Source organism: Mycoplasmopsis iners ATCC 19705, assembly GCF_000701805.1.
GTDB lineage: Bacteria > Bacillota_I > Bacilli_A > Mycoplasmatales > Metamycoplasmataceae > Mycoplasmopsis > Mycoplasmopsis iners.
Genome location: NZ_JNJW01000018.1, coordinates 1 through 7776 on the forward strand (window position 1 = coordinate 1; position 7776 = coordinate 7776).

Below are 7776 nucleotides of genomic sequence, written 5' to 3' on the forward strand. Positions count from 1 at the left end.
TTAAATCTTAGACCAATGTATTTGTCAACTTGAAAGCACATAACAGGTTATATATGTATTTGTTTCTTAAATTTAGTTTTAATGAAATTTTTAGTTTTCAAAATTAATGATTTAACTGGATTAATTGGCAAAGATAAATTCACAGAAACTAGATTAATTCAGATAATTAATGATGTTATAGAAGTTGAAGAAAAATTTAATCAAAAAACAGTTAAAGTTTTTGATATTAAAGACAAAAGCTTAAATGATAGTTGAAATGATTATGAACTAATCAGAAAAGTTTTAGAAATGATTAAAAATTAAAAAAGCAATATCCGCTAAAACGGATATTTTCCTTTTTATACTAGCAAGTGGGAAATGCGGGAAGAGCATTCCAAAATTTAGTTTTTCCACGTCATTGTGAATAAGGACGAGGATTTTTTTGATGCATTCCGCTATCAAAATAAACAATATTTTTATTTATTTGCTCAATTCAATAATCGAAATCAAAAGGCTTTCCAAAACAAATTTTTTCATAAAAACCCTCTTCATTTTTTATACAAGTAAACCAACCCTTTTGATTAAATTTTGAATCTATCTTTTCTTCTAATGTTTTGTGTTTTGGATGATTTATTTTTTTACCATATCACCTTGCTAAAACAATATTTTCAATTTTTTGAAACTCTTTTGGAATTATTTCTAACATGTTGGGCCTTTTATCTTCCTTATACGAATATTCAACAACAATATCTTTTTCTTTAGTTATTTTCATAATTTGACCAAAAGAGTTATAAACATTTATTTTTGGGCAACATTCGCCTGATCAAGCATAGCGATTATTCTTTAATTTGTTTGCCTTGCCAAATAGCATACAAAAAAGATCTTGATTTTCATGTTTTGTTTTAAATGAAAAAATATGTTTGAATTCTGGATTGGTATAAATATATTCATTGGCTGATCAATCACCAAAAGTAATAACTTCCGGATTAAAGTCTTTTAGTTCATAACCAAGTATGTCAGCTCCCGCAATGCTATTAGGTTTAATTCCAAACTGTTGTTCCAACCAATGTCCAAACTTTCCATCATGACGCATATTTATTTTTAAAACATTAGCTTTTTTACCTCTAATATTTTTATTGAAAATTTCAATTAAAATTTCTTTATTTTCACTTTTAAACATCAATTAAATTATATTAATTTATTTTTTAATTAAATTTTTAAATATATTATAATGTAAAAGCAAATTGCTTGGTGTCAAGCACTATTGCTTGACAGTAAATAACAAAAAATAAGGAGATATCTATGGTAAAAATTAGATTAAAAAGATTAGGAAGCAAATTCAACGCTTGCTACAAAATCGTTGCTGCAGATTCACATGCACCACGTGATGGTAGATTTGTTGAAGCTTTAGGTCAATACAACCCAAGAAGCAAAGAATTTTATTTAAATGAAGAAGCAACTCAAAAATGAATCAATAATGGTGCTCAACTTACTGATACAGTTTACAACTTATTTAGAAAACATGGTTTAAATGCTAAATTCCAACAAAACAAAAATTCAAAATAATAACCTTTTGTAGATGAAAATCAATTTTTTAACTCTTTTTCCAAATTACTTTAAACCATTTGTGGATGAATCAATTATCAATAAGGCTGTTAATAAAAATTTAATTGAAATTAACGTTGTTGATTTTAGAGAATTTTCAAAAGACAAACACCATAAAGTTGATGACGAAATCTATGGTGGTGGACATGGATTATTACTTCAAGTTGAACCAATAGATTTAGCTTTAGAATCATTACCGAACCGTGGGGGCTATAAAATTTTAGTTTCTCCCCAAGGCAAAACCTTAACACAAGCTATAGCTAATGAATTAGCTACTAAAGATCAAATAACCTTTATTTCAGGTAGATATGAAGGCTTTGATGAAAGAGTGGTTGATTTAGTTGATATGGAATTATCTATTGGAGATTATGTGTTAACAGGCGGAGAATTACCTTCTATGGTTATGGCGGATTCAATAATTCGTTTGGTTCCAGGTGTTATTAATGAACTTAGTCATCAAAATGATTCATTTCAAAATGATGGTTTATTAGACTATCCACAATATACTCGCCCAAGAGAATATAAAGGTATGAAAGTCCCAGAAGTTTTATTCAGTGGCAACCATGCCAAAATTGAACAATGAAAAAGAGAAGCAAAATTAGCGAAAACAAAGAAAAATCGTCCAGATTTATTGAAAGGTACAGATTATGAGAAATAAATTAATTGAATTAGTAGAATCAAGCCAATTACGTACAGATCACCCAGAATTCCGTGTAGGTGACAATGTTAAAGTTCACGTTCGTATTCGTGAAGGTGAAAAAGAACGTATCCAAATTTTCGAAGGTTTAGTAATCAGTAAAAAAGAATCAGGAACCCGTGAAACATTCACAGTTAGAAAAGTTTCATTCGGTGTTGGTGTTAATAGAACTTTCCCATTACACTCACCTCTTATTGCTCAAATTGAAGTTGTTCGTTCAAATAAAGTTCGTCGTGCTAAACTTTACTACATGAAAAATCGTAGTGGTAAAGCAGCAAGACTTAAAGAAATCAAACGTTAATAATGTTGTTTATTTGCCAAGCAAGTTAAAAAGCTACCAAAATTTGGTAGCTTTTTCATTATTTTAATATTTAATTGAATCTAGATACTTGCTAAAGGTTTCTTTAGTTTCTTTGTCAAGTTCAAGCACAATTCCAACATAAGATTCAGGCCCTGTGTGAATAGCCACAACAGGAGCAATGTATTTAATAAATGGTTTTTCGCCAAATGTATCAATGAATGTTTGAGTAAACAATTCTTTTTCTTCGTCATTTGCTCCAGAGTGTAAATAACATGTTATAAGTTCATTGTCAGGGTTTGCTTTTTTAAATTGGCCTTTACTTTCAATGTTTTTAACAACTGCTTTTTTATAAACTCTGCCAATACCTTCCTTGGTTAATTGACCATCAGCAAAAGCAATTAATGGCACAATACTTAACATTCTAGCCACAATAGCAGCTGTTGGATGTAATCTGCCGCCTTTAACTAAATATTTGTTGTGTTTTGGTATTAAAGTTATTGATCTTCTAAAACCTTCATTTTCAATTCAATCAATGTATTCGTTAATTTTGCTTTCATCTTTGGCAATTTGGTTTTGTAATCAAAGCAAATCTAAACTAATTAAATGAACAATTTGTTTTGATTGAATAACTCTTATATTAGGGTAATTTTTTGCTAAAACAGTTAATGATTGGCAAGTGCCTGATAAATATTTTGAAATTGTATAAACAAATACTTGATCATATTCTTTGCTTAATTTATCAAATAATTCTTCAGCTTCACCAAAGTTAACTGCTGAAGTTTTAGCATCAACTTTAGTTGTGTAATAATTAAATAAATTTTCTCCTGTGATATCAATTCCATCTTCATATTCTTTACCATCAATTACAATGTGCAATGGCAAGTAATATCAACCTAATTTTTTCGCTTCTTCTTTGGTTAATCCACAAGAAGAATCAACTACTATTGCATATTTCATATTAATCATTATATACAAGATGGTAAAAAATGACTTATAATAAGTCCATGATATTTTTTAAAGTAAATGACAAATTTAAAGACACAACAATGTTATTTGTTGACACAAGAATTAAACCAACAAAAGAATTAAAAGCCAAAAATGGCAAATTCAGTCTTTTAGTAGATAAAAACAATCAAGTTAAATTAATAAATTATTTTAAAGAGCTTGATTTAAATGCTAATTATGGCTTGCTTGACAATGATTTAGTTTCAACAATTGGAGCAGAGATTATCAATGAATTTCCCCAAGTGAAAATTAATCACCAAAATTACTATGAATTAGGCAAAATAGTCAAAAGAGCTCAACATCCAAAAAGCGAAAAATTAGCAATTTTAACAGTTGATTTCAAAGACAAAGTTTTACAAATTATTACTAATACAACTTACACATTAGAAAATATGTTCTTTGTTTTTGCTTTGCCAGGCACAATGACAGCTAAAGGTGATGAAATTCTTGAAGGTTCATTATTAAACGAAAAAAGTCAAGGTATGCTTGCTAGTCCAACAACTTTAGGCTTTACTAAAGAATCAAGTCAAGAATATTTTGATAGATTTATTAATTTTATTAATCAAGAAGAAATTAGCGAACAATTTTGAGGCAAAGGTGTTAAAGAATTAATCGAAAGGTTTTTAGGAGAATAATATGACAATATTAGATGATTTAATTGCTAGAAATATCTTAAAAGATATTAGCAATAAAGAAAAATTCTTAACCTTAAATCCCAATGAAATAGCTGTTTATGGCGGATTTGATCCAAGTGCTAAAAGCCTTCATTTAGGTAATTACATTTTAATTGCAACTTTAAAAAGATTCAAACAATATGGCTTTAAAGTTTATGGTTTAGTTGGTGGCGCAACTGGAATGATTGGTGACCCTTCATTTAAAGATAGTGAAAGAGTTTTATTAGACAATCAAACTGTCTTAGCTAACAAACAAAACATTATGCATCAATTGGCAAGCAATGGTTTAGATGTAATTGATAACTATGATTTTTACAAAAACATGAACGTTTTAGAGTTCTTAAGAGATGCTGGCAAATTAGTTAATGTTTCATATATGTTGAATAAAGAATCGGTTATTAAAAGAATTGAGAGAGGCTTGTCATTTACAGAGTTTTCTTACCAATTATTACAAGGTTATGATTTCTTAACTTTATACAAAAAAAATAATGTTTGTGTTCAAGTTGGTGGCAGCGACCAATGAGGAAATATCATTACCGGTCTTGATATGATTGAAAAAGTCGAAGGAAAAGATCATAAAGCTGTAGCTATAACTTTAGGTTTATTAACTGACGAAAACGGCAATAAAATAGGTAAATCTACAGGTGGGGGCTCTCTTTGATTAGATAAAAAATTATCATCGCCTTACAATATGTATCAATATTTATTAAATCAATCTGATGTAATGGTTGAAAAATTATTGAAGTGATTAACTTTTTTACCTTTAAGTGAAATTGATAATATTATTGCTAAACATTATGTTAATCCAAAAGAACATTTAGCTCAAAAAACCTTAGCTTTTGAAGTTGTTAAAGATATTTTTGGCCAAGACGAAGCAAATATTACAATAAATATAACCAAGGTTTTATTTGATAAGAATTTTGATTTGAGTTCATTAACCTTGAAAGAGTTGGTTTCAATGGAACAATACTTACCAGTTGTTGAAATTGCTCAAGATACAAATTTAGTTGAAAGTTTAATTGAACAAAATGTGATTTCTTCAAAACGAGAGGCAAGAGAATTTATTCAAACCAACGCTTTAAAATTAGATGATCAAACAATTGATTTAGATACAAAATATATTCCACAAAGATATGAAAATAAATATGCCTTTTTCAGAAAAGGTAAAAAACAAACAATTTTAATCAAAACTATTTAGCCTATAAAATAGGCTAAAATGCCAAATTAGTTTAGTGGTAGAACAGCTGACTCGTAATCAGCCAACACGAGTTCGATTCTCGTATTTGGCACCATATGAAAAAACTCAGTTAGAGCTGAGTTTTTTGTTTTATCTTTACTTAGGAAAGAAGCATTATTCTGCAACAAGAAGTTTATTTTCAACTAAGTCTAATAGAAATGCTATATTGTCATATAGTTTTCACATTTTTTCAAGAATAAAATCTTTTTTCTTATATGTTCCGTATTTTGTGTTGTCTAAAAAGATTTTTTCTATTTCAGTGTATTGTTCTTGAATATCTTCAAATAGTTGTATGTGTTGATCATTAGCTATATTTGTGTTAATTAATTCATTCTTAATGTCTTTGATTAAATAACCAGCTTTTGTAAATAATTTATCTAATTTCTTAAGATTTTTAAAATATGGATTAATTAATTGGAAGGCTGAACCCACAAAACAACCAGCAATAATAGCCAGAAATACAGTAGAAATAACTATACCTGAAGTTTCAACTTTATACACTTTGATCATTTCCCCATAAGCATTGTAATCAACATATGCCACCGCACGTGTTAAAATTACTACTTCTGGCATACAAACAAATAAAAATACAATCGATGTTGCTATTAAGCCTCAATAGACTAGTCTTGTTTTAATAAATGTTTCTATTGAGTTTCTTATAGTTAATTTAGCTTCTTTGATTGATAATTTGCTACCTGCATAATTTTTATCTATAATTTCTTTTTTCTTCTTTTTGTCTTTTGTTGAATTTTCTAAATCACTCATAATATTTTTCCTTTTAATGCTTTAAACAAGTTATTTTGACAAAATGCTCGTTGTGCTTAACTTCATTTTAAACCACAAAAAAAAAAAAAAAAGACGCCTTCAAAAGTAATAAAAAATGTGGAAAAAATTTTCTTTTTTCCACAAGAGCGTTTTTGTTTATTCTTCGATTTCTGAATAATCAGCTTTTACTCTGTTTTCCATTGTTTCAACTTTTTCTTGTAATGTAACTAAGCTATTAAGAATGTAATTTTTATTTTTATAAATTCGGAACTTGTTTTTTCCATTCACTAATGTAGGGGTTATTAAATCCTTAATGTTATTTATGACTAATTGAATATTTTCATCATCAGCAAATTGATAGTTGTTTAAAGTATTTAGTAGTTGGGTTAAGTAATCAATTAATTGTGATAAACAACTATATGCGTTTTTCTCAAAATTGTTAATTAAAATTGGAATAATAATTAGCATTATCATCATAGGTATAAAAACAATAGATGAAATAAGAATACCTTTAGGGAATAGTTGACCTGAAGAAGCCATTATTCCACATAAAGACGCACCTAATATAAGTAAAGCAATCGTTATAATAATCAACAATTTTATAATTTTGTTGTTTAATATATTTTTTGCTCTATTAATAAGTTCATAAACTGAGGAAATTTTGTTGAACATTACTTTAATACGTCTTTTTTCTTTTTCGATTGCTCTTTGTCTTTCTTTGTGGCTTTCTTTATAGTGTGCACTTTGCAAATCTTGAAGATTTAAATCATTCATATTCACTCTCTTTCTTTGTTTATATTTTTTGTACTTTTAGTACTTATCTTCATTGTAGTGCAAAAAAAAAAAAAAAAGACGGTATTCAAAGCGTCAAAAAATATGGAAAAATATTTCTTTTTTCCACATTACCCAAATTTGTCATTAAAAAAGCAAGCCAAATAGCCTGCTTTTAAAATTAATTATTCCTTAGTTTCTTCTTTTTTATGTTCTTCAACAAATTCTTTTTTGATTTCGTCTAATAATGCATCAATTTTTTGAGCACTATCTGTTAATTCATCCTGAGTTTCCAAGTTAAAAAGGGCTAAAAAACGAAAACACCTATAAATAAGGCGCTTTCGTTTTTTTGTTATTTTTAATTACAATGATAGATATTCTATAACAAATGAAAAATCTTTATATATTTTGTTTAATTCCCGCATTTCCCACTTGCGGGTTTTTTTATGCTTTTTTTACACATACATATTTATAAATAAATATGTAAAAAAACTAGTAATTTACTAGGTAAAGTATGGTATAATACAGTTATGAAAACCAAAAAAGAAGATAAAAGAAAATGAATATTATGTGTTTCAAACCAAAAATCAGGTAAATATATTCAGGTTGGTTATAGAAAACCCAAAGGTACAGGCTACGAAGTAAGATTTGGCATTGGTTATGAACATGACTTTGAAAAATATCAAAAAAATTCAATTGAAAAAATCAAAATGCTTATTAAAGACATACCGCTATCAAAACC

Annotated in this window: 9 protein-coding genes, 1 tRNA gene and 2 pseudogenes; 8 read left to right on the forward strand and 4 right to left on the reverse strand. The window is 27.7% G+C overall.

Annotated features, from left to right (window positions below; genetic code table 4):
* Positions 1 to 303: pseudogene (locus tag T395_RS0102995) on the forward strand (IS1634 family transposase); the annotation flags it as partial.
* Positions 304 to 343: 40 nt separating this feature from the next.
* Here the strand turns inward: T395_RS0102995 and T395_RS0103000 are convergent.
* A complete protein-coding gene (locus tag T395_RS0103000) occupies positions 344 to 1159 on the reverse strand; it encodes an LlaMI family restriction endonuclease (protein ID WP_029512999.1) in 816 nt (271 codons plus the stop codon).
* A 122-nt stretch (positions 1160 to 1281) separates the two neighbouring features.
* Here T395_RS0103000 and rpsP point away from each other — a divergent pair, with 122 nt between their 5' ends.
* From rpsP to rplS, 3 genes are read left to right on the forward strand one after another with little or no spacing between them, the layout of a single operon-like run.
* Positions 1282 to 1545 carry a 30S ribosomal protein S16 gene (gene rpsP / locus T395_RS0103005; RefSeq protein ID WP_029513000.1) on the forward strand — a complete coding sequence of 88 codons (264 nt, stop codon included), beginning with the start codon at positions 1282 to 1284 and terminating at the stop codon, positions 1543 to 1545.
* 13 nt (positions 1546 to 1558) lie between these two features.
* Entirely contained in the window at positions 1559 to 2242 is a 684-nt protein-coding gene (gene trmD, locus T395_RS0103010) for a tRNA (guanosine(37)-N1)-methyltransferase TrmD (RefSeq protein ID WP_029513001.1), read from the forward strand.
* Positions 2232 to 2582 (forward strand): 50S ribosomal protein L19, encoded by a 351-nt coding sequence (gene rplS, locus T395_RS0103015; RefSeq protein WP_029513002.1) that lies wholly within the window; start codon positions 2232 to 2234, stop codon positions 2580 to 2582. Before trmD ends, rplS begins: the two co-directional genes overlap by 11 nt.
* 63 nt (positions 2583 to 2645) lie before the next feature.
* Here the strand turns inward: rplS and T395_RS0103020 are convergent, their stop codons facing one another.
* A complete protein-coding gene (locus tag T395_RS0103020) occupies positions 2646 to 3539 on the reverse strand; it encodes a DegV family protein (protein ID WP_029513003.1) in 894 nt (297 codons plus the stop codon).
* Positions 3540 to 3586: 47 nt separating this feature from the next.
* Between T395_RS0103020 and tapR the strand changes: the two genes are divergently transcribed.
* The 3 genes from tapR to T395_RS0103035 all read left to right on the forward strand — a co-directional run bounded on the left by tapR (position 3587) and on the right by T395_RS0103035 (position 5553).
* Complete coding sequence (gene tapR, locus T395_RS03555) at positions 3587 to 4222, forward strand: TyrS-associated PheT N-terminal domain-related protein TapR (RefSeq protein ID WP_051617850.1); 636 nt, start codon at positions 3587 to 3589, stop codon at positions 4220 to 4222.
* Between the two features lies 1 nt (position 4223).
* The gene (tyrS, locus tag T395_RS0103030) at positions 4224 to 5459 is read left to right on the forward strand and encodes a tyrosine--tRNA ligase (protein WP_029513005.1); all 1236 of its coding nucleotides are present in this window, start codon (positions 4224 to 4226) and stop codon (positions 5457 to 5459) included.
* A gap of 20 nt (positions 5460 to 5479) precedes the next feature.
* A tRNA-Thr gene (locus tag T395_RS0103035) sits at positions 5480 to 5553 on the forward strand.
* Positions 5554 to 5612: 59 nt separating this feature from the next.
* Here the strand turns inward: T395_RS0103035 and T395_RS0103040 are convergent.
* Positions 5613 to 6263, reverse strand: a complete 651-nt coding sequence (locus T395_RS0103040) for a hypothetical protein (RefSeq protein ID WP_029513006.1) — start codon at positions 6261 to 6263, stop codon at positions 5613 to 5615.
* A gap of 156 nt (positions 6264 to 6419) precedes the next feature.
* Positions 6420 to 7037: a hypothetical protein gene (locus tag T395_RS0103045; RefSeq protein WP_029513007.1), complete on the reverse strand. Its 618-nt coding sequence runs from the start codon at positions 7035 to 7037 to the stop codon at positions 6420 to 6422.
* A gap of 527 nt (positions 7038 to 7564) precedes the next feature.
* Between T395_RS0103045 and T395_RS0103055 the strand changes: the two are divergent.
* Positions 7565 to 7776, forward strand: a pseudogene (locus tag T395_RS0103055) (IS1634 family transposase); the annotation flags it as partial.